Source organism: Moritella dasanensis ArB 0140 (assembly GCF_000276805.1).
Classification (GTDB): domain Bacteria; phylum Pseudomonadota; class Gammaproteobacteria; order Enterobacterales; family Moritellaceae; genus Moritella; species Moritella dasanensis.
In genome coordinates this window covers 265,848-289,434 of record NZ_AKXQ01000001.1, presented here as the reverse complement: position 1 = coordinate 289,434, position 23,587 = coordinate 265,848, and the positions used below count along the sequence as shown (strand labels likewise).

Sequence of the window (23,587 nt, the reverse complement as noted above, 5' to 3'; positions counted from 1 at the left end):
ATATCACCACACCAGAATAACTCTAAAGTATTAGCATGAAGCATCGCGGTTTTACTCTCATCGAATTAGTCATTGTCATTATCGTCTTAGGCATATTAGCGGCAACAGCAGTGCCTAAGTTTCTCAATTTACGAAATGATGCAGAAAGAGCTACATTAAGCGGTTTTTCAGGCGCATTAAAGAGCGGGATTGATGTGATTAGCGCTAAACATGAATTAGAGGGGCGCCCTGGTAATTTGAGATTTAACGAACCTAGTTCTCCTATAGGTTATTACAGCATTGACTTTCATGAGGCTATTACATCTCAAATATTACATTTCCCAACTTCAACAGCACCTCAATTTTGTGAGGCTATATGGAATACATTGATTGAAGGAGAGAAGAGCGTAATTAAGCCACTAACAGGTAACGATCCGAAAGCCTTAATTCAAATAACGCATTATGCAAAAGCGGATAATTCTCGTATGCGTTGTGAATATCAATATCCAGAAGTTGGTATTACTTATTACATGAGTGGCGAAGGTACTGTGTGTAAGCAATACACAGGTGATATAATACCTACTGCATGTGATATTTGATTCGTAACAGAGTAGTCGTAAACAATGGCAAAACCAAATAAGAAAGGTCCAACGCAAACTGTTGAGATATTTTGTAGTAAGTGCAAAGCACTGCTGTTTAAATACCGTAAAGGCGGTAAAGGAAGTTTAGTGAAATGCTTTAAAGAGCGTATCGTCACAGACTATTGCAACACACCGTGCACTTGCCCTAAATGTGAGCAAGTGTTTGCCAGAGATACCTTGGTACGAGGCACACCGGCTTACAAAATGGTCGGCGGTAAAGTAACAATGAAATAATAACTGAGTAAGAATAAATCCACTTAGTTATAAATCTCACCTCTAAACTCCACCTGAGTTAAATACAAGCGCATTTCAAATTCGAACTGGTGATAATCAGGCAGCATATGCTCGCAAAGCTTGTAAAATGCCTTATCGTGGTTTTTCTCCCGTACGTGAGAAAGCTACCCTTGCATAGTATTTTGATAAAAAACATGATTAATTAGACGTAATAAATTTAAAATCAAAGACTTAATGTGTATTATAATGATGTTTATATCTCGAGAGTCATTTATGATTAATTTTTAAATTTAATCATAATAACGAAAAACAATTTACTACATCGCTAAGGCACTCCATTTCATACCTAGCGATAGACTCCAAGATCAAAATAAGATACTCCCTAATTAATGAATTTTACCTTCAAGCTCCACTTGAGTAAGGTATAAACACATTTTAGGTTTTCACTAAAAAAGTATTATGCCAACATATGTTGCTATAGCTTATAGAAAAATTTTTCTTGATCTTTAACTCTGCTTGAGTTTGGCTTTAACAGTAGAACGATTTCAATTCATACTTAATGTTTTACACCTTATACCTACAAGCCATTTAAAAATAATGGCCAACCATACTCCCAGGGGATTTTCTATAAATAATATCATTTGACTACTAATCTAAGTATTTCTTGACTCACATATCCAAAAGTAAGTCAGAGCTTTGTTTACTCATGTAAAGAAAAGACCTCCTAATTATCTAATAATTACATTTAATTAAAGTATTCATATTAAAAATTATGATACCAAGTAATAAAATCATTTAATTTCAATGGTATAATAAGCCTTTATTTGATAATTTCACATTTCAATAGCTGGAGCTAGAATGGCATCAATCATTAAAAACAGACTAAAAGAGTTGTGTGACGCTGATCCTTCACTAAACACTCTTTGGGCGCAATGGACTTTTGATGAACAATTAATTTCAAAAGCGCTTAATAATGTAAGTCAAACATTTCCACATTACAGTCTTCATGATGCTTCACATTCAAATCAAATAGTGACAAATATTGAACGTATTTTGGGCGCGGAAAATATAAATAGCCTTTCAGCTACAGATCTGTGGTTAATTCTTGAGGCTGCTTTTTGTCATGATATTGGCATGGTTATACCAATGAATAAAATACGAGAAGATTGGGATACTCCTGAATTTAATGACTATCTACTTCTAATTGCTACAGACGAAGCCCATGAACTGCACTTAGTCGGAAAAAAATATAAAGATTCTAACTGTGAAAAAATTTTTAATCACTCTCAGTGGCCATTAGATACATTCGAAGACATAAGAATATTATTAGCCGATTTTTACCGTAAAAAGCACGCACCTAGAGCTGAAGCGATCGTTAAAAACCCTTGGCTTGAAATTGGTCTAAGTAGTCCAAGAAATGAACTACTACCTACTCGGTTATTTAAAGTTTTAGGAGCTGTTAGCGCCCATCATGGTTACTCATTCGATGATGTAAAATTGTTACCTAAAAAAGAGGTTGGCTTTGGGAACGATAATGCGCACCCGAGGTATATAGCATGTTTGTTGAGATTGGGTGATTTGCTAGATTTGGATGATAATAGATTTTGTCCTGTTATGCTGAAAACTGCTGGTACGCTCCCTTCTTCAACACATGCTCATATTGAAAAACATATGTCGATTGAACATTTCCGCATGGATCAAAATAGAATCGAAGTTCGGGCTATTTGCGAAACATATGAAGGATACGCAGCAACAGCGAGTTGGTTTGCATACCTCGAACAAGAAATTAATCAACAAATGATGCATTGGGATGATATTGTTCCAAGCAAAAAAATGGGGCTATTACCCACAATCGGATACCTAGACATCCAACTTAAAGACTATGAATTATTAAGTCGTGACCGCCCCCCTAAATTTGAAGTTGATGAAGATAAAATGTTTGATCTGTTACAGGGTGCAGGTCTCTATGAAAAGCCATTTCAATGTATAAGAGAAATTCTACAAAACGCAGCTGACTCTACACTTCTAAAATTATGGATCGATAAAGATATTCTAGGAAAATATAACAATATTAGTTTCTCTGAACCATCAAACGAAATAAATGAAATTTTAAAAAATAACTATAAAATTGATATCAATATTGAAAGAGGAAATTCCAACGAAAAAACTATCGGTTGGAACATTAAGATTCAAGATAAAGGCATGGGTATAGACAAAAGCGGACTCACCTACCTACAAAAAATAGGGTCATCGAATAAAGATTTAAAAAAACGAAAGTTAATAAATTCGATGCCTCTATGGTTACAACCATCAGGTGCTTTTGGCATCGGTTTTCAAAGTATATATTTGATAACGGATAGCGTGACAATTCTATCAAAGAATTTCTATAATGGTGACGCTATTACGGTTAAAATGGACGATCCCAATAAGTCTAAATTGGGCAATATATTCATTAAAAAAGAAATGGAAAGTTACAAGTTCGAAGTGGGAACTTTGATTAATTTTAATATTGAAAATGATAAAGTTCCATCTCATTTTTCATATTCCTTAAGCGATAGAATTATCACATCAGAAATACAAAGCTATGATTTTATTGAAGAAAAGCCATTAAATATTGAGATATTGAATTTAATAAGTGAAGTAAAAAGATTTTCTAAAAATAGTTATATACCAGTTAGTTTAATTTTTGATGGTGACCCTATAACTTTAGATCATATTGAATTTAACAATATGGGATTTTATCATAGCTCTGGACTTCGAATTGTTTTGACTTCGCCTGAAAATAGTAATATTTTCGTTAATGGGAAATATGAGTCACAATTGTTTTTTAAAGGCCAACCATTAGAAACCACTTTAAGTTCTCATTTTTGTCATTTCAGCATAGATATATTAGGACTGAAAGCTAGTGATATTTTAGAAATTAATCGAAATAAAATAAAAAAAGATAAAGAAAGTGAAATAAACAGCATGATTAATCATGCCTTAATTGACTTTATGAAAAAACTCGAACGAGATAGTAAATTTTCAAATGATGACATCCAGTTTATGAATGCATTTATTATCACTTGTCACGAACCAGCCTATTTCAACACTGAAGATTTTAAATACAATACTCTTCCATCACTAGTTATTCAAGACAACATTACAACAACAGATATAATTACAAGTTCTGAGTGTCATTTAACTATTAGGACACATGAAAGAGCACGTGAAAGAACTGAAACAATAATCACATCAAATAATGATAAATATCACATTACAGTTGATGTAACTCATTCAAACCAAATAATTAAGTTTTTGTGTAAATATTTACTACCAAAGCATTTTGAAGGTGTCGAAATTGATTTCGAACATAAAGAAAACATACGTGAAGTTAAAATTAAATACACTCATACTAAAACATGCATTATCAATAATTCAGTTATTAAAGAAGTATTAAGAATTGGAATTAATAATCTAAATAGATGGCCGAGAATGTCTATGATTTGCCCAAATGAATTTGATAAATTAGCCGTTAAAGATAATAAAATTGGGTTTTGTGAAGGTTTACATCATCATATTCTTTATCAGGTTTACTATCCTGAATTGAACTGTATGATTTTACCATTTAAATCTGGCGACGACTCCTTTGCACATTACAATTTTGACCATCTTGTTGCATGGGTATATAAAAATAGGAAAAAACCGGAAACAACTAAAGAAGAAATAATTAGTGAATACGAACGTTTTACAACATATATAAAAAACATAATGAATACGTAAAACTGAATCCACATTATTAATTTATAAATAGTGTGGATTTTCAATCCCCATCAGAGTTTAATAATAGTTTTAAATCATATTTAAAATTAAGCTTTTAGAATTATAGAATAGAAAAAAATTAAGACTTCCCCATAACATAACACCTAGCAAAAAATGAGTTTCAGACCAGTGTAGTTTCCATTTCCCAGAAGGATATTTTCGTCCTAAATCACATGAAACTTTATTTAATAGATTAACCTCATCAAATCGGTAATCAACCCAAGATTTCTTGATCGCATCAGTCATGATAATAAAAAAAATACAAGAAAAGACTAAAATAAGAGAGCTTACTTCTATAGTAAACTCAGTTAATTCCAATGATATTTTATTATCTTTTAAAGCCGCGATAGATGAAATTATCACACCGATTAATGCAATACTAATTTTCTTTAAATTAGATAAATTCACATTAAATTGTGTATCTAAATATTTTATTTTTTCCAGAATAAATTTATAACGTTCTACAGTCAACTGTATATGTAACTCTTCGTTCGTAGCCTTTGGTTTCGAACTTTGACAATTTATAACGCGCACAAACACCCACTTAAATATATGAAACATAACAAAATCAACTAAAAAATACAAATAAATAGTACAACTAAATATATCTTTACGCTTACGCGTTACCCATTTAAACAGATATTACATTCTTTTTAATCTTAATGGACGAGCTAATGATTGTTTGTTATCACATCCGATATAGTACCAATCCTTGAGATCAAATTGGTCAGCATGAGTGACTCTGTTGGAGATAACGAGAAAGTAAAATCTAACGCTGTGACAGTACTTAAAACACTAGCTCTAGTTCTTGGTTAACTATACCTGCATTCGATACGGGCTCTTTGGCATACACTACTCCATAGTCATATTTTTCATATTCAAACGACTCAACACAGAATCATATAAATATTGATGTATTTACAACATTTAAAGCAATTCAAACAAACTATTTATTTCGGGTGGCTATAATACTTTTGATTGCTTTAATCTGCCCTAATAGCTTTGAACTACACTCTCTAGAACGTAAATAATTGGACTGAAGTTCATCTTGTAATTCAGGAAGTGATTCAAATAAATTCATGTACTCTTCAGATTCCGCAAGACTTGTTATAAGATCAACTTCCCTCTTCTTTAAACGATCTTCTAATAATGTTTCTGTAGATGAATTTTCATCAGAAATAGTAAGTGAATAATCGATTTCATTTTTATCCTTAGGTATTAGGCCAATTTGATAAAACAATGCAGTCTTATGGTAAGCATGCTCTCTCACACTGCTTGATTCAGCCTTAGATAGCATACCAAGCTTCTGTAACCGTAATATTTGCCGATAGACCGTTTTACGAGCATATACAGGGTCAATATCACCAACTTTCGTTGTGTACGACTCTTTAAGCTGACTAACAGTAAAATGATCTAAATTGTCATGAATAAATATTTCATAGATTACTTGCGTAACTTTCAACGGTTTTTTAGGTAACACTTTTAAGTCCAAAAATTTAACCAATATAAATGCGGATTATAATCCGTTGTTTTTATCCTTACAAGAGCGGATAGTCTTTCATTTTTAGAATGATTTAAAATGAATGACTTAGCTATTTTTGTTGGATTGAAAATTAAACAGAAGCGAAAAGAAGCCTGCATATCCCAAGATAAGCTTGCATTACTAGCTGATATAGACCGTTCTTATATTGGACGAATTGAGCGAGGTGAAGTGAACATCACGCTTGAAAAGCTATTTGAAATTGCAGATGTTTTAGATTGTGACGCTAAAGTTTTATTACCTTAGGTAATACGCGAGTAAGTTAAGTCCTAGCATGTAATATCCCGCCTAACCAACTCTACGTTTCAAATTAATACTTCTTAGTAAATTTTACCTTTAAGCTCCACTTGAGTAAGATATAAACGCATTTCAAACTCTAACTGATGATAATCTGGCAACATATGTTCGCATAACTTATAGAAAGCTTTGTCGTGATCCTTAAATCTGACATGACTTAGCTCATGCACCACAATCATTTGTAAGAATGGTTCAGGACAACTCTTAAAAATTTCACTGATACGAATTTCATTTTTACTCTTCAACTTATTGCCCTGAACTCTAGATATGAACGTGTGTAAGCCAAGTGCATTATTGACGACGTGTATCTTTGGGTCGAACACAATTTTACTGATTGGTGATGACTTTTTTAGATAGCTATTCTTAAGTTCCATAACGTATTCACGTAATTGCTTATCATTACTTACCTTATGTTTATAAGGGTATTTTTTCAGTAAAAATTGACCTAACTTATCTTTCTCTATCATCATTCTGACCTGGCTTTGAACTTCAGATGAGTACGATGAAAGGTATTTAAGGTTTAAAGATTGAGTGCTAGACATCGTTGTAGATCGTTGCTGTGAATATTAAGGTGAGTCTATTTTACCTGATCAACTCTAAAACTGATAGTAAGGTAATTATACCATTCGGTTATAGAAAAGAAGATCTATTCAACCTTAAATATTAATATACAAGTAGCCTTAAAAAATTTATGGTGAAATTAAGCTAAGTATTTAATGATAACCGCAGAGAATAGTAAATGTTTAAAATAGAAAATAAATATTTTAAACATCTGATAGAAATCAGGCTTAGCATATTATATCTAAGCCTAAAAATAATTTTATTGACTTATTTTCATTTCAGTTCCATCTAAAAATTTAAACTCTTTACTCTCATGCTTATCCCAAAATGATATAGGTAATAGATCAACTAGTTTTTGACGGTCATGCTTCCCAGGTTTAATCGTGGAATTACAATCATTCATACCTGTTAAAAGTATGCTCCAGCCCTCTTCTACTCCTTTTTTGTAGGCTTCATCCTCTACTTCGTTTAGCGATAATATCTCTGCTTGAGTAAGTTCTCTAGATGAAATATATATGTAAAGAACATTCCGTGTCTTATCTAAATTATTATTTTCCCAACTATTTAATTCATTTAAATGAAAATTAGCACGTCTCCTTTCAAAATTTTGCACCAAAGAAGGACGCTCTCCATAAAAATTTTCGTCTACAGTGTACATTCCTTTACTTTCATCTATCAGCAAAGGATCTTGTTCAAAAAAAGCAGCTATACCATTTGAGTAACAACTTGTTTCATAATACATTTCTTTTTTATTTTTACCGAATGTATGTTTTTTTAATACATCACACGTTTTTTTAGGCACTATAGGTAAAATACTAGAAATTATATCATATTGACTATCATCAACGATCCATTTATCAGCAGGAAACAATATACAGCGATCCTTAAACCGTTCATTTTTAATGACTACAATTCTATTTGATACTTTACTAGTCACTTTAACTGTTCCATCTCTTTCAACAGAAATATTTTCTGCACTAAACAGTTTGTTGTATATTAAATCAGTCGTGATGATATCTAGTTTATAATTATTAATAGATTTAAATGATAAATCACTAGAGTAAAAAAGTTCATTTATTGATATATTTTTGTTTATTAACCCTAAGAAATTTGGCATGTAATTCTTTAAGTTTTTAGATTCAATCAACTTCAAAATCAACTCTTTGTTATAAGACTTAAATTTACTCATTAAACTATTCAATATTAAGTCACACTCTTTACTTTTAATATCTATTGAGTGGTTATTTATATGCTCCTCTACTTTATTTATAATTAAACCAATACATTCAGGTATGAAATCACGTAATTTATCATCGAATCCTTGAGGCCAAGAAGTTATAGATATTCTATCAACAGATAGTTGAGGTCGCTCTTCACCAATAAAATTTAGAAAACCTATTCCGGTAAGAAATTCAAAGTTATCAAAATCTGAATTTAACCTCAAATTACTAGAAACACTGACACCATCAATTGCCATATTATTTTTCTTTATAATTGGTATTATATTTATAGCATCTGCATTAAACTTAAAATTTTTCCTTGGTAGTATTAATACCATATTAAAATTAAACTGTTCCCTATCAATTTTTATATTGTAACTTTCAACATCCTTACTAACTTCTGAGAATGCTGGTTTGGCAGCCATACTAATTCTAGATTTAACAAAATGGTTATCAACAAATAAAGCGTCCTCATCCTTGCATTTAAACATATAAGGTTTACCATAAATTTCAGATGAATTATTATCGTTGTCTTTAACAAAAACATTTATATATTCAAATGGCTGGCAAACTATATCATTTACTTTTTTTAAAAGGCTTTTTTCCCACATGGCTAATTTTTCATTAAATACAATGTCGAGCTTACTTAACATTCCATTATCATGCATTTTCCCTAACGCAAATAAATACTCTTTTTCTATTGGATCATTGCCTAATTCATTAGCAATATCTCCTTTTAATAAAATACGAACTACAGTGCCTGAACTTCCAATTAATTCTTTATCAATTCTAGAACTTTTTTTATAGTAAAAGTTTTCATGCGGACCATCTATAACGCATGAAATGACTTCACCCTCTATTTTCTTTGTTACGATCTCTATTTTTTCAGCTATCATAAAACAAGACAATATACCTATTCCAAACTGAGACGTAGGTGAAAAATTATCTTGCCAATCAGCTTGTTCTTTGTAAAAATCCGTTGACTTGTAATATGAGTTTCCGATGTTCAACAAATATTTCTCAATGATATTTTTTGACATACCAATACCATCATCATGACAATATAAATATATACCTTCTGGTTTATCGCACAATCCAAACTCTACTTTACAATGATGCTTTCTATTATTTTCAGAAATCATTGATTGCAATGTTCTACAGGCATCTAATGAGTTTTGATATAATTCTCTAAGACAAGAATATTTATCTTTATATAAGCCAACGCCCATTAATAACTCAATAATTTTTCTTTGATTTAATTTAAAACTTAGCCCCCTCATTGGAAGAAAGGTGTCTTCATCGTTTGTAATTGCATTTCTATCCACTTTCTCTGATAGAAAAAATTTGTATTCATCCTCCCACTTTCTTACGTACATAAAGTAATGTTGAATTTCACTATCAATCCAGTCTATGTAATTATGCAACTTAAAGTAATAATCAGGATTTTCACAATATGCGTTAAAGCTAATAGCTCCATGATCAATGCTGTAGTTTACACCTTGTTCTTTTATAGCCCACTGCTGAAAGCTGAATTCAGATTCATAAACTTTACTCCTACTTATAGACATAGGAGCTCTATCACTACTGAAATGAATCACATCCCCTAATCTGAGCATCATAGAAACAAACTGAAGATTTGTAGTTTCTGATCCAAAATATCTTGCATCAGTTTTAAGAGTGTCTAAATACTCTATGTTTTCACCATGAGACCGACAAATACAACTAAGATCCTTCGCTATTTTATTTCCCCATGTATTTTTCCCTAAAATGGTAGAAAAATATGAGCCCAAGTTTTTAGTGTATACTTCTGATCGTTTATGATGATTGACTCTTATAAAATTTATTCTTATTTCATTGTTTAGTTTACAAAATTCATCTGTATTTTTGATAGCAGTAATTGCATCTCGATAACCATTCCGGAACTGTTGATAATCAATAAAAACACTTGCTAGATCTTCTATAAATTCTTCTTTATTATTTGCGGCGAATAGCCATTCAATTGTAGTGTTAAAGTCACCACATAATATTTTTTCTTTATCTTCAATAAACCTTATAGCTTCAGAAAAACTATATGGCTTTTTTAAATCATGGTGAATTGATGATGAATCATTATTAAAATGGCCAAATCCTTCTGTCATTTTTAATAGTTTAATTTCCCAGTCAGAAGGAGCCATCCCACAATCATGTAAGAATGATGACATATAGATAAAAAATAATTCATAACTAGATAGTTTTTTTATTACTTCATCACCAAGTAATTTTTCAATATTTTCAATAACTTTATTACTATGATCTGCATCATGATTATCGAATTCGGTAAGAACAGTAATAACTCGTTTAAGATGATCACTAATCTCTTGAGTCAACCCGACGGCTAACTGGTATAACGGTAGGATTGTAGATTCGTTTTCTTTACATGTTTCTTCAAGCCGTTCAATTATTTTCATCTTAATCCTATTTTGGTACTTTATATTTTATTATTAAATACAGTAGATCATCAATCTTTGGATGCTACGGAAAAATACACTTGAAATTGTGAGTATAATACGCATATGGTAACTAGGGTTTAAGTCCATTATTACAGCTTGAATTACACATCGACAGATTAGGACTGGCAGTTTATAACATCCTTGATTCTGCCACCGAATTGACTAAAAAAACGACAAAACACAGCTTAATTTCAATAGGTTAGATTACAGCCCTTTACTTTATAAGTACAACTTTAGCGGTCAACTAATTTGGGCTGCGGTTTTGTATTCTAACCAGTATCTTCGTTCTGATTCATTTGGCGTTAAAACACCGTTGTATTGATACGGCCTAACTCGGCTGTAATATCCAGTGATGTAATTCGCAATCGCTCTTTTAGCATCATCTAAACTTGAATAATATTTAGTCGACATCCACTCTGTTTTAAAGCTTTAAAGAAGCGATTTATCGGGCTATTGTTACAACAATTACCACACTGTGTCATAATTTACTGCACTTAATAACGCTACAGATTTTGACGGAATTGTCTGCTTGTATTGTGGCAACCACGTAATGACCTGAAATGCGTTATGCACAGTAGTAAAAGCACTCAAGAAAAAGTCACCTACAACGCTTATTTACCTCCTTTAAAACCGATTTTAATCCGTGATTTTGATTGGATAATGAAAACTTGCGGTTACTAAAAAAGTAAATATTAAAAAGTATTCACAATACTTTCAAATCCTACTGGACGCTCCATGAAGTCGTTAAATATATTCAAAAGTTGTGCTTAACACCAAATAGGCCTGTAACTTTATCTGCGTATATTTTTTGTCGTTGCTGAGGAGTTAACACCTTATCCAGTGCCATTAATAACTCGTTATTTTGAATATGGCTATTTCTCAATGACAATTCTATTGATTTTATTTTCTGTTTTTCTAACACCAAACGCTTTTTTAGATCCAAAATTTCTTGCTTAGCAAACTTTAATTCTGCATATTCGTTAGCTTTATCAGGTTTATCGAAATCTCTATCAGGATTGCATTCATAATCTATCAGTTGCTTAATCTCAGGGTAGTTTCGTAACGCACCGGTTGAGAATCCGGCCTCTCGTTCCACTGTAAGATAGTTGATTTTGTATGGCGGAGGCACTACTTCAGTTGTTAACGGACTACCGAATTTTTGGCTATCCAGTAAACGAGTAAGTGCATCCTTAAAACGTTTTGAAGCTTCAAGGCGCTTTATTTCACGACGAGTAAGTGTCTTCTTCTTATATTTATTCATACGGATACCCACCCATTGAAACCCGAATCATTCATTGTGACGTTGACTGGAATTAACAGTTTCTCTGCAGCTATAGTCAAGGTATAGGCCGTGTAAGGAACGTCCAAGTCAGACATGATTTTCTCAGCGGATTTAATGCGAACAATGTCTCGAGATACCTGACCAGCATCTAGCCATCCCTCATCTTCAGCGAGCACTAGTTGACGCATAGCTTCCTGTCGAGCAACTTCTGCGTAGGTGGCAGCCTCTATGATATCAAAATCGCAATCCACACATTCCGACAGGTCGATTTCAATACGAAGTTCACAGTTTCGGTTAGTGCAATACATATTGGGAGCGATAGCATGGAAGTCAGCACGTCCTCCTGATATTTCTTCCCGCCAATACTCCACAGACATTCGGCGATCACTGTATTTTTCCTCAATCGGATTTGTGAGCGCATCACGATGAAATTGCTTTCCTTTTCCCCCTGCAAGTCGGTGGCCATCAGCAAGTCGCTTGAATATGTGAGCGTATTTAACTGCCTTTTGATCAATACGCTGTGATTCAACTTCTTGGTACCAGTTTTTCAGGGAGCTTGCGTTTCTCGCGTAATACATCGTCATAAATACACTGAAATGGCTAAATTGTTGCTTGAGCTGAGGAAAATCACATAGCTCAAACCCTACAAGATAATAAGCAAGACTACGCCGTAGTTGATGCCCTGATAATGGCCAGATATCACCCAGTTTTACCTCATAACAATCGGGATCACTTTTTTTCAGCATGCTTAGATCCTCATCTGATACCCGCCAATATTCACTTTCTTTGTTCTTCAATGTTTTTATCGAATTGTGAATCCTCAATGCAGGATTAATTTGGAGAAACCCTCCCAAACAGGATAAAAAATAATGCCTTTGATCAGCAGGGAAATATTTCCTGTAGGGTTCATGGATCGAGTTAAGCAGATGGGCCGCATCATAGCCCGTCTTGGTCGTTACGAATACATCATTAGTTCCTTTGTAGTGCAACGTAATTTTATTAGTTCCAGTATGAAGCAGAAATAACTCTTCAACTTCGTTATTCCTGCCTGTAGGTAATTCTAGTCGCTGAGCACAAAAATCACTGTGCATGTGTACCAATTCATCCCCACGCATTCCAGATAAAGCCATACACAAATATATACATGATTCACTCAGACTTCTGATTAACGCCTTGAAATTTTCAACAGTAAAGCTTTTTCCTGCCACCACCAACAAACCATCATTGTATTCCTTAGCCGACATGTGCATGCCTGGATGATTCCAAAGCATGTAATCCAGCCAACGTTGCCCTCCTTCACCATGATCAACTAATCGCATTCCTTGTTCGGCTAAAGCTTTACTCAACTCATACTTTATATTCGTTTGGTCAATGCTCCTTTGAGAAAATATGCTATTAAATGGCCTTCTAGCATGTCGTAAATCATCCAACTTATCTGCTCGCATACATTGTGCAGTGGCCAGCAACCTCGTTAAAACATGGTTAATCTCGGCCCTATGTGGCCACCACTCCCTGATGAACTCACTATGACGTACTAATGAATTAAGATAGAGATTCAGTGGTATTACGGTCTTTCCTCTTGCTTTAGCAACATCAAGGTTTAGAGCCTCATGTCCGAATTTAGTAGGAAGGTCATATGGTAACGTTGCTTGGTTCTCCCAAACCCTATTAATGCAGCAAAAAGTCTTGTTATCATGAGCTGAAAATGAACCTGATTCGATTAATTCCAGCATTACATCCGCATCCAATCCATTAAAGGTATTGATGCCCATCTTCTGCAATGCATAAGCCATATGCCGCAGGTAGCGAAGATGTCCAGTAAGGTTTTGATGTGTACATAGACGTGTGTCGTAGTAGTTCCAAGCGATAACGGCTGCCTTAAGCTCATTTGTTAGTGAATCGCACAGTAACTGTTTTTTGAACGGACCTCGTATGTCCTTAAAATTATAAGCAGGCTCGAGGCGGACACCAGGACGGTGGCCTTTCGTCTTCCAGTTGTTCTGTTCAAATGTAGCAATCACAGTGCCATCAGGTTTTGTAAAAACTGGCATCCCTTTAAGGGCTTCCCAGTTTCCATCAGCACAGAGTTCAAGTAGTTTTCTCGCGCCTTCACAGTTCGGTATCAGCGAAACTACATTAATTAAACGATTAAGCATAGCTATATCCTTATAGGTATCGTTAAATTGTCAACAGCATTCCAATAGGGATGTCGTCCTTGAGAATCCAGACGAGCAACAGCTTGCTTAACTGTATTCTTAGGAATATTAGCATGTATGACGCGATGTATTTTTTGCACTACTGGAGCAAGTGATTGCTGGTAACGGCCAGGGTAGTGTTCTTCGGCTTCGGATAGTAAATCAGTGAAACTTAGCAGGCGGTATATGGCGTCAACGTCATCAACTAGTTTAGCATGTTTGCATCCTATACATTTGTCATACTGTGTGCAGCTTAACTGATATCGTTTATCCAAGCCTATTCCGTTAGCACGTTTAACTTGAGCAGTATGCTGTGGGTGCTGACTCCCCGGTTTACAAAATGTTCCAGCAATATTTGCCTTTCCATTTTTTGCACGACATTCATCAATTGTCAGTACAGGTATTCCCAAGTCGTCAGCTAATGCCTCCTTGGCCGCCTCAATATCTAGATCTCCCGCTCTCAAACGCTCTAAGACTTGCATCGACTGGCTCATCACACGCATGTTTGTTTCGGGATGCTCTGCGTTATAGCTTCTATACTGAGTTGCGAGCGCATTTTGCAATATAACGCTGACAGCTAATCCACTGCCTTGCTTTTTGCGCGCCACCATAGCAGCCGTTTCTCTAAATCGACTGCTAGTTAAGTCGATTAAATAGTCACTAGTACTTAGTCCGGCGTTACTTAATACCTTTTGATCTTTCATATAACCGGAAAAACCATATCCCATGAAAGGTGATAAACGGTTTTTTCTTCCATCGATAGTCGAGATATAAGAGAATAAATATATTTTTCCGAGGCTATTACTTGCAAGTTTCCACGAGATAAATAAATCCAGAATATCTCTATGCTCTGCGGGTATAATCAGCTCTCCTTCTGAACGATCAAAATAATGAAACAAAGCGATAGTCATTCCTTTTTCGTCCCTTATTTTAATTGGGAAACAAATGTCTTTCAGCCGCACACTACTTATTTGTACGGCATCAATTAATAAATGTGCGATGACGTTCAAACGTTTAAAGGGAGCCTTGTTTTTTGTCTTATTACGATGCACAATTGAGTTTTCGTCTACAATAATCCTATCGTAAAAATTTTCATTTAAAAGCATAAAGAATTGGTACTTCAAAGCAGGTACACACTGCGCTCGCTTGTCACAATATAAACCTAAGTTTGCAGCCAAATCCCCACCTTTTAACTTTGCGCTAGTCATAACCAATGGGTGATCCAGTGAATCTAGGAGGTATAGTAAAAGTCCGTTCTCAGAACGGTGAAATTCTGTTGATAATGTTTCCAAAAGCGTAATGAAACTTAAACCAGATTTTTTCACTTTCCCTTCCGTCACATCCCCACCCATAATGGCTGTCACATCTTTGTTCTTTGCTCTAACTTTAGTCCCGAATAGTTCGACCCACTCCTTAGTTCGTTCATCTTTAGTCGTGCTAGTGCGAATTAGTGGGCGGCATAACCCTTCTAATACACAAGTGTTAAATGCAGTAAAATAGGCAGTCAGATAATAGGCAGCTACCATCGCTTGATTAAATGCGCTGCTTAGGCAGCATATTATTTCTTTACGAAATCCAGAGGCGGCGGTATTACTTTTAACTTCCCATGAAACTCCATCAATGTTGACAGCAACCGTACAATTAGGGTTACCAGTCTCAATGATCGCTTGTGTGAGTTGTGTAAAATACGTGAGCAGACGCCTGATGATGACATCTAATTCAGAACTAGAATAAGCTGTAAATGGAATGTTACTTTTGGAAAAAATAGATAGTTGTATGTCCCAACTTTGCTTAAAAACACCACTAGCTCCAAGGGCTTTACGCAACGATGTAAGGAGAGCACCAGCAGTACCTTCGGTTATTCCGACCTCTTCACCATCTTGATATTGCCATAAGGGCTTATGTGCTTGCCGACATTCAATGCGTTGTCGTAGATGAGTATGATAATTTCTGTAACCGTCTTCTGAAAATGGGTCGCACTTCCATTTATAGCACAAGAACATGTAGCGCTTAAACCTATATAACACAGGATATAAGGTTATGTCGGCCTGCCCTTCTCGTCGTAATTCATACATTCTCTTTTTGAGTTTGTCTATTGGCTTTTTATAGCTTTTAACTACCCGAGCATCTTTGAATGTTCCCTCTCGTCTAAGTATATTAAAATCAAACAAAGTAATTTGATTACCCTGCTTAATTTTTATTATGTCGGGCTCTAACAGCTTAATATTTCCAGTCTTACGCTTCATTATACTCTTGGCAGCTTCTCGAGTTTTTGATTTAGCCATTACCACGCTCCATTGCATCTTCCATGCGTTCGTTCATATGCTCGGCATGACTTTTTCGCACAATACGGACATCACGGAATGTTGCATATTTGAGAGTATCTTTAATATCTTCATGACGCATATCCTTGCTCAATTCTTGCAGTGCTAGTGACGCTGACATACCATTATCTAACTTATCTTCCAGCCTATAAGTTGCGAATGTGGAGCGAAGCTCATGAATAGTATAATCCCATGTAGGATCTATACTTTGCAGGTATTTTCGGTATTGGCTATAGGTTGTCTGAAGTGTGTTCTGTGCAAATGGCTTACCATATCGGCTCAAAAATAGGCGACCATTATGCAGGCCCTTTTTGTCAAGTTGAAGCCTGAATTCAGACACCGTATAGTCGTACAAGTCCAGCATAAGACCTGCAGAGATAGGAGCTTGACCACCTTCCTTAGAAAATTTGGTCATACACCCATTGAACAACGGTCCAATCTGGATTTTTATCTCTTGATTGTCACTTGGTCTGTAAATCACACTACGAGGAAATGTTGTGAACTCAGACAGTCGTAAGCCACTCTCGAGTCCAAGGCGAAAACACAACTGTTTTTCTATTGGTAACCTAATCAACTCTCGCTCAAACAACTCCTTATGTGATGGTGTCATGGGTCTCAACGTATCATGTGCCTCCTTACTTTGTTCAGGAGGGAAGCCTCCCATAATATCGGTTGTTTCCACGGTACGCATACCCGCTGTTGTTCTGCTACCATCAGGTTGAGTTTGGTTCTGCTTGTTATATATGTGCGAGAGCATATGCCCTTCTCTCGGAGTGCCTGACTGTTTACGAATAGGCAAATGTATATTAATGACCTCAAAGGGATCATCAAAACGGTTTAAAATAATGAAGCCTGTACGTCGTAGATATTTGTAGTAGCTGATAACTGAACGCATCCGGTTTTTACCAGTGCTCAGAGCTAGTTTTTGGGCTATGATTGGATTGCCATACTCATCAGATTTCGATTCACCGTTCTCGCATAACTCAGGTATACCGGCAACCAACTCTTTTAGATGTTCAGCAAACATATATGTTGGACGTTCTTCCTCTTCTTCTGGGAAAACATCGTATTTCAAATCAAGCTCATCTAGGAATCTATAGTATTGCAACAATGCTTTAGCTATCGGAGCTGTATCTTTTCTGCGTTTTTTCTTAAGGTGATACAGATATTGGCTAGCCTCAGAAACAACTCTCCCATTAGGATCTATCAAAGCATGAACTTCAATTAAAGTTGGTTCGTCATCTTCCGCTAACCTTAAAAGTTCTTTGCCAGTATCACCATTAACAACAATTTCAACACTTGGCCGCCAACTAACTTGTAAAGTTGTATAGTAGTAGTCATTAGCCTGATACCGCCCGCCAATAACCTTGTCAGAACGCTGATAGTGCTTTATATCCATACAGCCTGTCATAAACATCTCCTATTGTTAGGTTATAGAGATGCGGAGTCCTTTAATATTCTCTCAGGCTAATCGCCCTATAGTTGAACGTAGATAAATCTGGGACTACTCACACATTAATCATAGTTCAACAGTAACTTCATGCAAGGGTTTTCATCATAGCTTTGACACAAGGGTAGCCAACTCATGAACGGTGATCATTTGTAAAAAAACTTCAGGGCAACGTCTAAACAACTCACTGATGCGGATCTCGTTTTTACTCTTTAATTTATTACCCTGCACTCGTGATACAAAGGTGTGTAGCCCCAGCGCGTTATTCACCACATGAATTTTAGGATCATAAATGATCTTACTGATTGGTGATGATTTCTTTAAGTAATTATTTTTTAAATCCATCACAAACTCACGTAGCTTTTTATCACTGGTAATATCGTGCGTATGCGGATATTTAGTTAATAAAAATTTACCGAGCGTGTCTTGCTCTAACATCAGTTTGACTTTGCTTTTAACTTGCTCTGAATAAGAAGACAGGTATTTAAGTGCAGTTGAATCTATTGTTGAAACTTGTTTTGAAACGGACTTTGAGACAGGCATAGTTAGCTAGAATACTGGTAATTTGAATAGCGCACATTTTACCTCATCCACTTTATTTCTGATAGTCCAAGACAGGTTTAAATAAGCAGTTGATCAGTATCCGATATACTTTTACAATAACCTTTTTATCATTATGGATGAACCATCATGTCATCAGATACTTTAGGTTCTAGCGCAACGTACAAGCGCATGGAGCAAGGCTATCGCGAAAAAGCACTTAAGTTATTCCCATGGATATGTGGCCGTTGCACACGCGAATTTGTTTATTCTAACTTAAGAGAGCTAACGGTTCACCACATGGACCATGACCACAGTAACAACCCTAATGATGGTAGTAACTGGGAATTACTCTGCTTATATTGCCACGACAACGAGCATTCAAAATATACCGAGCAAGATCAGTACGCAACAGAAGTTGAAGCCGGTGATAACAACCAAGAGTCAGCGACTTACAATCCATTCGCTGATCTAAAGTCAATGTTCAAAAAGTAACACTTGATTTAGAGCTTATTTAGAAACTAAAAAGCCGTCATTGTATACCCTTTAAATCGGTAACAATGACGGCTTTTTTATATCTTTAAAATGGCCGTTTCCGCTAGAATGGTTGGTTAACCATAAACCAAGTTTGGCCACCATTTTCACTTTTGGCAAAATCAATACGTACTAACACGCCTTCTACGTTAAACCGTAAGCCTAAACCTGCAGTCCATTTTAAATCATCATGCAATGCCGACAAATCAAAACTATCAGAAACTTGCCCTGTTTCTGCAAATGCAGACCATTGCCACCACGGAAAATCATAAAATGGTAAGTTATGTAATGGTTGCCAATGCGGTTTTACACGGTATTCTGCGCTGTAAGATACTGCACTGCGACTATAAAACTGCCCTGAGGAATAACCACGTAGTCGATTAAAACCACCCAATTTGATACCTGCGAAAGAAGGTGGACGATGCTTGTCCGCAACGCCAGTGCCACTATCCCATGTTGGTGTATCGGCAAGGTAATAGTTAAATGCTAAGACTTGTTCTTTAAAAAACATATTCCCATCAAATGGTACAAATGCACTTTGCTCTAATTCCCAAGTCGTCCAACTGTTACGCTCATCGTTACCAAAATCACGACGAACGGTGAACCGAGTTTGACTACCCGATTCTGTATCACCAATACTGTCGCGGTTATCCCAGTCAAACTTTAGTTCTAGCCCTTGTGCAATATCGGGTAAATTATCGTAGCCCGTCACATCACGCTGTTGTTGAAACGGCGTAATATTAATACTGGTAACGCCAGATTCCAGTGGATTAAATTCCACTTCACCGCGTTGCTGCTTCAAACTACGCGCCGCACCATTGGCACCTAAGCCCCAAGGTAATACATATCTCGCATTAACACGTAACGAAGATTCGGTACCCTCCGCAATAACTTCGTTGGTCGTTCGGGGTTCGCCTGGCGCTCTTGCCGCAGGTACATAATAGATACCGTTACTTAAATAACCACGATAATATTCCGTTGAGAATAACCATGATTTTAGGCCCGGTAATGCGTAATTGTTGAATGAGATAAAGCTAATATTACTGTCATTCTCACTGTATAGGCCAAGTCCGAATATCGACGCTTGCGGCTGTCCAGCATGTTTGATAATACCGGATACGCCAACTGCAGTGCCCAACTGTTCTGTTGATATAATAAAAGGCACGCCTGCGACTTCAGTATCGAAGTGAGGCATTGTTGTTGCTTGTTCGGTATTACCGTTAGCAGTAGCATTACTACTTTCGGTACTACTCTCGGTACGACTTTCAGTCGTATTCTCAATGTTAGTTGCTGTCGTCTCTTCAGCATTAACCTGACTTGTTATCAGCAATGCACTACATAATAGCGAGAAAAAAATATTCTTATAAGACACTTACACTCCAAAGGGATAGTAAAAAAGGCACTAATTAATATAGGTTCGGAAGATAGCCCAAAACGCGCTATTTGTACACGCTACAAAGCCATAGAATGGCTACTTCAATCTAATTAATTATTAAACATAATAAATTTCAGTAAACGGTGATTATTTTTCCAGCTTGTGTAAATAACTGTATCCTTCACACTATTAAACTATGATTAAAGATAATAGATAAAACTCGTGTTATACAATAAATACAAGGGTATAGATAAATGAAGGTTTATTTTTCGTAAGGAAATAGGATTGATCATGACAAAAGTTTTTTTTAGTTTATTCATTATATTAACGAGTAGTTTCTACTCGGCGGCGAGTATTGCTAAGCCGTTATCCTATTGGGATAAGCGTGGTCCAGCCATAGCGCAAGATGTTGATCACAGCCAATGGCAACACATTCTAAATCGCTACTTAATTGTCGGTGAAAACAGCACTGCAATTAACTTATTCAATTATCAAGGTGTAACGAATCCAGATAAAAGCATTCTTAAACAGTATCTCACACAACTACAAAGCATAAACCCGTTACAACATACCAAGGCACAACAACAAGCCTACTGGATTAACTTGTACAACGCGCTGACAGTACAACTGATACTCGATAATTATCCAGTGAAATCGATTACTAAACTCGGTGAGCGCTTCTTTTCATTTGGTCCATGGGATGATGATGCTGCGGTCGTTAATGACAAAACGCTGAGTTTGAATGATATTGAGCACAAAATACTGCGTCCTATTTGGAACGACCCTCGCATCCATTATGCGGTTAACTGTGCCAGTTATGGCTGCCCCAATTTATCAGTAACAGCTTTTACCGCAAGTAATACAGAACAGCTATTAACGGCAGGTGCTTATGCTTATGTGAATCACCCACGCGGCGTAACCGTTAAAGGTGAAGATTTGGAAGTATCGAGTATTTATAAGTGGTATGCAGAAGATTTTGGCGACAATGAGAAAACACTCATTGAGCATTTTAAACGTTATGCCAATCCAGAATTAAAGCAAGCTTTGCTGTTATTTCAACAAAGCCCTGGAGATATTGATTATGAGTATGATTGGCGTTTAAATAAGTCTGAATAATGTGTTCAATATTTTATAATAACGATTTATCGCTACTGATAAGTCGTTATTACTTTTTAAGGGAAAGTGGTTACGCTACCAGTGTTAGTATCATAGCTGATATACAAAGCTTCATTATCACTCCAATGATACAAACAAATACCAGGATCTACTTGCTTTACAACGAATGGTTCACTTTTATCAGTATTATCAATCTCATCACTACCTGTATTTAAAAGCGTATTCCACAATGAAACGCAATCATCTACATTATCATTACTGAGAATAGAGTCTCCACCATCAAAACTTTGAACAGGCCAGCCAACTTTATTGAAATCAATTTGTCCTTCAGTACCAGTTCCATATAGCTGAACATCATTATTTGAATCTACATCACTCGCAGAACCCATAATAATCCATTTACTGTGGGCTAAATTAACCGCACTTTTCAACGCGCCAGCAGTGCCTTCAACAACTGCAATTTCTGCATCATCTGATAAGTTTAAAAATTTAGGTAATGCGGTCGCAGATAATATCCCTAGGACAATAATCACAATAACTAATTCGATAAGGGTAAAACCATGTTGACGCACTTTCAAAATTTAAACCTTTTTAATAAATAACTCGCAGCTCATTATAGTGCACAAACTCTAATTGTATATATGCAATATTATTTATCGCTTTTTGTATTTTCAAAATAATAGCTAATACGACTTCTCGGATTAAGATATTCGTAAATCTGTTCCGGTAATTTATCTGGTTTGAGTACACCCGTAATCTTTAACTGGCGTTCTTCCAAATCGATAATCGGCGCTTCGGCGCGCGGTACTTCTGAATCATAAATAAGAATGTTAGGGAATAACAACCGGTCTGAATTGACCGACAACACCATGCCTATTTGATCATTCGATAATCGTACGACACTGCCAGGTGGATATATCCCCAATATTTTGACTAATAACTTCAAGTCACTCTGGTTATATTTATTCACACTATTTTTATACAACCAGGACAACGCAGTAGACGGTACCCGTGCTTTGGTAATATCCAGTGGATGACAAAGGGTATCGTATTTATTAACAACACTAACCAATTGCACCAATGGGTCAATATCATCGCCCGCTAAACCTTTCGGGTAGCCACTACCATCTAACAGTTCATGGTGTTGAGAGATGATCGCTTTAGCGCTTTCTGGAAAAGTATCAACTAAATTAACAAAGTCCAACCCATACTTAGGATGCTGTTTTAAAAAATTAAGCTCGGCACTCGTAAGTGCGGTCTTTTTCCGCAATATTTGCGGTGGAATTTTTAGCTTCCCCATGTCATGGAATAAAGCACCCATACCAATGGTTTTAATTTCGTTTACATCTAAACCTTTCATTTTCGCCAGTAACATAGACAATACTGACACATTCAAGGAATGATAATAAATGTTCTCACTTTCTTTGGTTTCACTCATTAAATGTAAAACAATATGTTCTTCTTTTAACAGTGACTCGGCCATGTTGCCAACAAGTTGAGTGGCTTCGTCAATAGCATTAAGTGGTCGACTCGCAAGTTTGGTCATCACAGAACGCACTTGAACAGCAGCTGATTGGAAGTTTTTCTCTGTCTTGATTATTTTGCGGCGATGGCTTTTTAGTTTTTCAATATTCTCTTGCTTCGACTCCCACAACTCCCGTTGAATTCTCTCTAGATCAAGGTTAGATATATCAGAAGGAGGAACTGTTGAATCTGAGGTCGATGTTGGTGGTAACAAGCCATTATCACTACGCTGTGGGTACACAGATACGTGCGAAACGCCTAGTTTACGAATAAGTAAAAGCTGTTCTTCAGAATCAATTTTGAAATTGTTGAACATGAAAGGATGGTCACACCAACCCAAGGGTAATTTAATATAGTTTCCCACTTGGATACGATCGACGGTTACCTTAATACTACTCACTTAATACAACTCATAATAAACCACAAAACAAAACTGGAGAGGCATTTTAGTGGAACAAGTGTATATTTTAAAGCTGTTTATACTA

At 35.7% G+C, this 23,587-nt stretch carries 17 protein-coding genes and 2 pseudogenes; 6 read left to right on the top strand and 13 right to left on the bottom strand.

The annotated features are described in order from the left end of the window. Positions 1 to 35: 35 nt before the first annotated feature. Entirely contained in the window at positions 36 to 578 is a 543-nt protein-coding gene (locus tag A923_RS23295; RefSeq protein ID WP_017219820.1) for a type II secretion system protein, read from the top strand. A 24-nt stretch (positions 579 to 602) separates the two neighbouring features. Further along, a complete protein-coding gene (locus A923_RS0101245; protein ID WP_017219819.1) occupies positions 603 to 854 on the top strand; it encodes a hypothetical protein in 252 nt (83 codons plus the stop codon). 23 nt (positions 855 to 877) lie between these two features. On the opposite strand, the pseudogene A923_RS22690 reads toward A923_RS0101245, so the two are convergent. Next, positions 878 to 1,018 (bottom strand): annotated as a pseudogene (locus A923_RS22690) (metal-dependent hydrolase); the annotation flags it as partial. A 694-nt stretch (positions 1,019 to 1,712) separates the two neighbouring features. Between A923_RS22690 and A923_RS0101240 the strand changes: the two are divergent. Then, positions 1,713 to 4,616: an HD domain-containing protein gene (locus tag A923_RS0101240; protein ID WP_017219818.1), complete on the top strand. Its 2,904-nt coding sequence runs from the start codon at positions 1,713 to 1,715 to the stop codon at positions 4,614 to 4,616. A gap of 69 nt (positions 4,617 to 4,685) precedes the next feature. Here the strand turns inward: A923_RS0101240 and A923_RS0101235 are convergent, their stop codons facing one another. After that, on the bottom strand, positions 4,686 to 5,126 hold the full coding sequence (locus A923_RS0101235; RefSeq protein ID WP_157532728.1) for a hypothetical protein: 441 nt from the start codon (positions 5,124 to 5,126) through the stop codon (positions 4,686 to 4,688). A gap of 475 nt (positions 5,127 to 5,601) precedes the next feature. Continuing rightward, positions 5,602 to 6,135 (bottom strand): hypothetical protein, encoded by a 534-nt coding sequence (locus A923_RS0101230; protein ID WP_033197509.1) that lies wholly within the window; start codon positions 6,133 to 6,135, stop codon positions 5,602 to 5,604. A 99-nt stretch (positions 6,136 to 6,234) separates the two neighbouring features. Here A923_RS0101230 and A923_RS0101225 point away from each other — a divergent pair, with 99 nt between their 5' ends. Next, the gene (locus tag A923_RS0101225; RefSeq protein ID WP_017219815.1) at positions 6,235 to 6,441 is read left to right on the top strand and encodes a helix-turn-helix domain-containing protein; all 207 of its coding nucleotides are present in this window, start codon (positions 6,235 to 6,237) and stop codon (positions 6,439 to 6,441) included. Positions 6,442 to 6,515: 74 nt separating this feature from the next. Here A923_RS0101225 and A923_RS0101220 read toward each other — a convergent pair whose 3' ends face one another. The 7 genes and pseudogenes from A923_RS0101220 to A923_RS21890 all read right to left on the bottom strand — a co-directional run. Then, positions 6,516 to 7,034 carry a YgjP-like metallopeptidase domain-containing protein gene (locus A923_RS0101220; protein ID WP_026006002.1) on the bottom strand — a complete coding sequence of 173 codons (519 nt, stop codon included), beginning with the start codon at positions 7,032 to 7,034 and terminating at the stop codon, positions 6,516 to 6,518. A 278-nt stretch (positions 7,035 to 7,312) separates the two neighbouring features. After that, entirely contained in the window at positions 7,313 to 10,720 is a 3,408-nt protein-coding gene (locus tag A923_RS0101215) for an HD domain-containing protein (protein WP_017219813.1), read from the bottom strand. Positions 10,721 to 11,516: 796 nt separating this feature from the next. Further along, a complete protein-coding gene (locus tag A923_RS22590) occupies positions 11,517 to 12,023 on the bottom strand; it encodes a hypothetical protein (protein ID WP_017219812.1) in 507 nt (168 codons plus the stop codon). Further along, positions 12,020 to 14,200 (bottom strand): hypothetical protein, encoded by a 2,181-nt coding sequence (locus tag A923_RS0101205; RefSeq protein ID WP_017219811.1) that lies wholly within the window; start codon positions 14,198 to 14,200, stop codon positions 12,020 to 12,022. Before A923_RS0101205 ends, A923_RS22590 begins: the two co-directional genes overlap by 4 nt. Positions 14,201 to 14,202: 2 nt before the next feature. Continuing rightward, positions 14,203 to 16,524 (bottom strand): hypothetical protein, encoded by a 2,322-nt coding sequence (locus A923_RS0101200; protein ID WP_017219810.1) that lies wholly within the window; start codon positions 16,522 to 16,524, stop codon positions 14,203 to 14,205. Beyond that, positions 16,517 to 17,974 (bottom strand): site-specific integrase, encoded by a 1,458-nt coding sequence (locus tag A923_RS0101195; RefSeq protein WP_017219809.1) that lies wholly within the window; start codon positions 17,972 to 17,974, stop codon positions 16,517 to 16,519. The genes A923_RS0101200 and A923_RS0101195 overlap by 8 nt, the downstream gene beginning before the upstream one ends. Positions 17,975 to 18,124: 150 nt before the next feature. Then, positions 18,125 to 18,556, bottom strand: a pseudogene (locus tag A923_RS21890) (metal-dependent hydrolase); the annotation flags it as partial. A 147-nt stretch (positions 18,557 to 18,703) separates the two neighbouring features. On the opposite strand from A923_RS21890, the gene A923_RS0101185 reads away from it, so the two are divergent. Beyond that, positions 18,704 to 19,048, top strand: a complete 345-nt coding sequence (locus A923_RS0101185; RefSeq protein WP_017219807.1) for a YajD family HNH nuclease — start codon at positions 18,704 to 18,706, stop codon at positions 19,046 to 19,048. Positions 19,049 to 19,151: 103 nt separating this feature from the next. On the opposite strand, the gene A923_RS0101180 is transcribed toward A923_RS0101185, so the two are convergent. Further along, positions 19,152 to 20,459, bottom strand: coding sequence for a BamA/TamA family outer membrane protein (locus A923_RS0101180; protein WP_017219806.1), 1,308 nt, complete (start codon positions 20,457 to 20,459; stop codon positions 19,152 to 19,154). A gap of 294 nt (positions 20,460 to 20,753) precedes the next feature. Between A923_RS0101180 and A923_RS0101175 the strand changes: the two genes are divergently transcribed. Next, the gene (locus A923_RS0101175) at positions 20,754 to 21,578 is read left to right on the top strand and encodes a DUF547 domain-containing protein (protein ID WP_017219805.1); all 825 of its coding nucleotides are present in this window, start codon (positions 20,754 to 20,756) and stop codon (positions 21,576 to 21,578) included. 56 nt (positions 21,579 to 21,634) lie between these two features. Here the strand turns inward: A923_RS0101175 and A923_RS0101170 are convergent, their stop codons facing one another. Together A923_RS0101170 and A923_RS0101165 are read right to left on the bottom strand one after the other, a co-directional pair. Then, on the bottom strand, positions 21,635 to 22,150 hold the full coding sequence (locus A923_RS0101170; RefSeq protein ID WP_026006001.1) for a type II secretion system protein: 516 nt from the start codon (positions 22,148 to 22,150) through the stop codon (positions 21,635 to 21,637). A 77-nt stretch (positions 22,151 to 22,227) separates the two neighbouring features. Then, positions 22,228 to 23,502, bottom strand: a complete 1,275-nt coding sequence (locus tag A923_RS0101165) for a cyclic di-GMP phosphodiesterase (RefSeq protein ID WP_017219803.1) — start codon at positions 23,500 to 23,502, stop codon at positions 22,228 to 22,230. Positions 23,503 to 23,587: the final 85 nt, after the last annotated feature.

What these genes read in the sequence shown, in the direction of transcription:
- A923_RS0101215 (WP_017219813.1), bottom strand. Translation starts at nt 10,720, where the DNA reads ATGAAAATAATTGAACGGCTTGAAGAAACATGTAAAGAAAACGAATCT.
- A923_RS0101240 (WP_017219818.1), top strand. Translation starts at nt 1,713, where the DNA reads ATGGCATCAATCATTAAAAACAGACTAAAAGAGTTGTGTGACGCTGAT.
- A923_RS0101205 (WP_017219811.1), bottom strand. Translation starts at nt 14,200, where the DNA reads ATGCTTAATCGTTTAATTAATGTAGTTTCGCTGATACCGAACTGTGAA.
- A923_RS22590 (WP_017219812.1), bottom strand. Translation starts at nt 12,023, where the DNA reads ATGAATAAATATAAGAAGAAGACACTTACTCGTCGTGAAATAAAGCGC.
- A923_RS0101200 (WP_017219810.1), bottom strand. Translation starts at nt 16,524, where the DNA reads ATGGCTAAATCAAAAACTCGAGAAGCTGCCAAGAGTATAATGAAGCGT.
- A923_RS0101225 (WP_017219815.1), top strand. Translation starts at nt 6,235, where the DNA reads ATGAATGACTTAGCTATTTTTGTTGGATTGAAAATTAAACAGAAGCGA.
- A923_RS0101175 (WP_017219805.1), top strand. Translation starts at nt 20,754, where the DNA reads ATGACAAAAGTTTTTTTTAGTTTATTCATTATATTAACGAGTAGTTTC.
- A923_RS23295 (WP_017219820.1), top strand. Translation starts at nt 36, where the DNA reads ATGAAGCATCGCGGTTTTACTCTCATCGAATTAGTCATTGTCATTATC.
- A923_RS0101185 (WP_017219807.1), top strand. Translation starts at nt 18,704, where the DNA reads ATGTCATCAGATACTTTAGGTTCTAGCGCAACGTACAAGCGCATGGAG.
- A923_RS0101245 (WP_017219819.1), top strand. Translation starts at nt 603, where the DNA reads ATGGCAAAACCAAATAAGAAAGGTCCAACGCAAACTGTTGAGATATTT.
- A923_RS0101220 (WP_026006002.1), bottom strand. Translation starts at nt 7,034, where the DNA reads ATGTCTAGCACTCAATCTTTAAACCTTAAATACCTTTCATCGTACTCA.
- A923_RS0101195 (WP_017219809.1), bottom strand. Translation starts at nt 17,974, where the DNA reads ATGACAGGCTGTATGGATATAAAGCACTATCAGCGTTCTGACAAGGTT.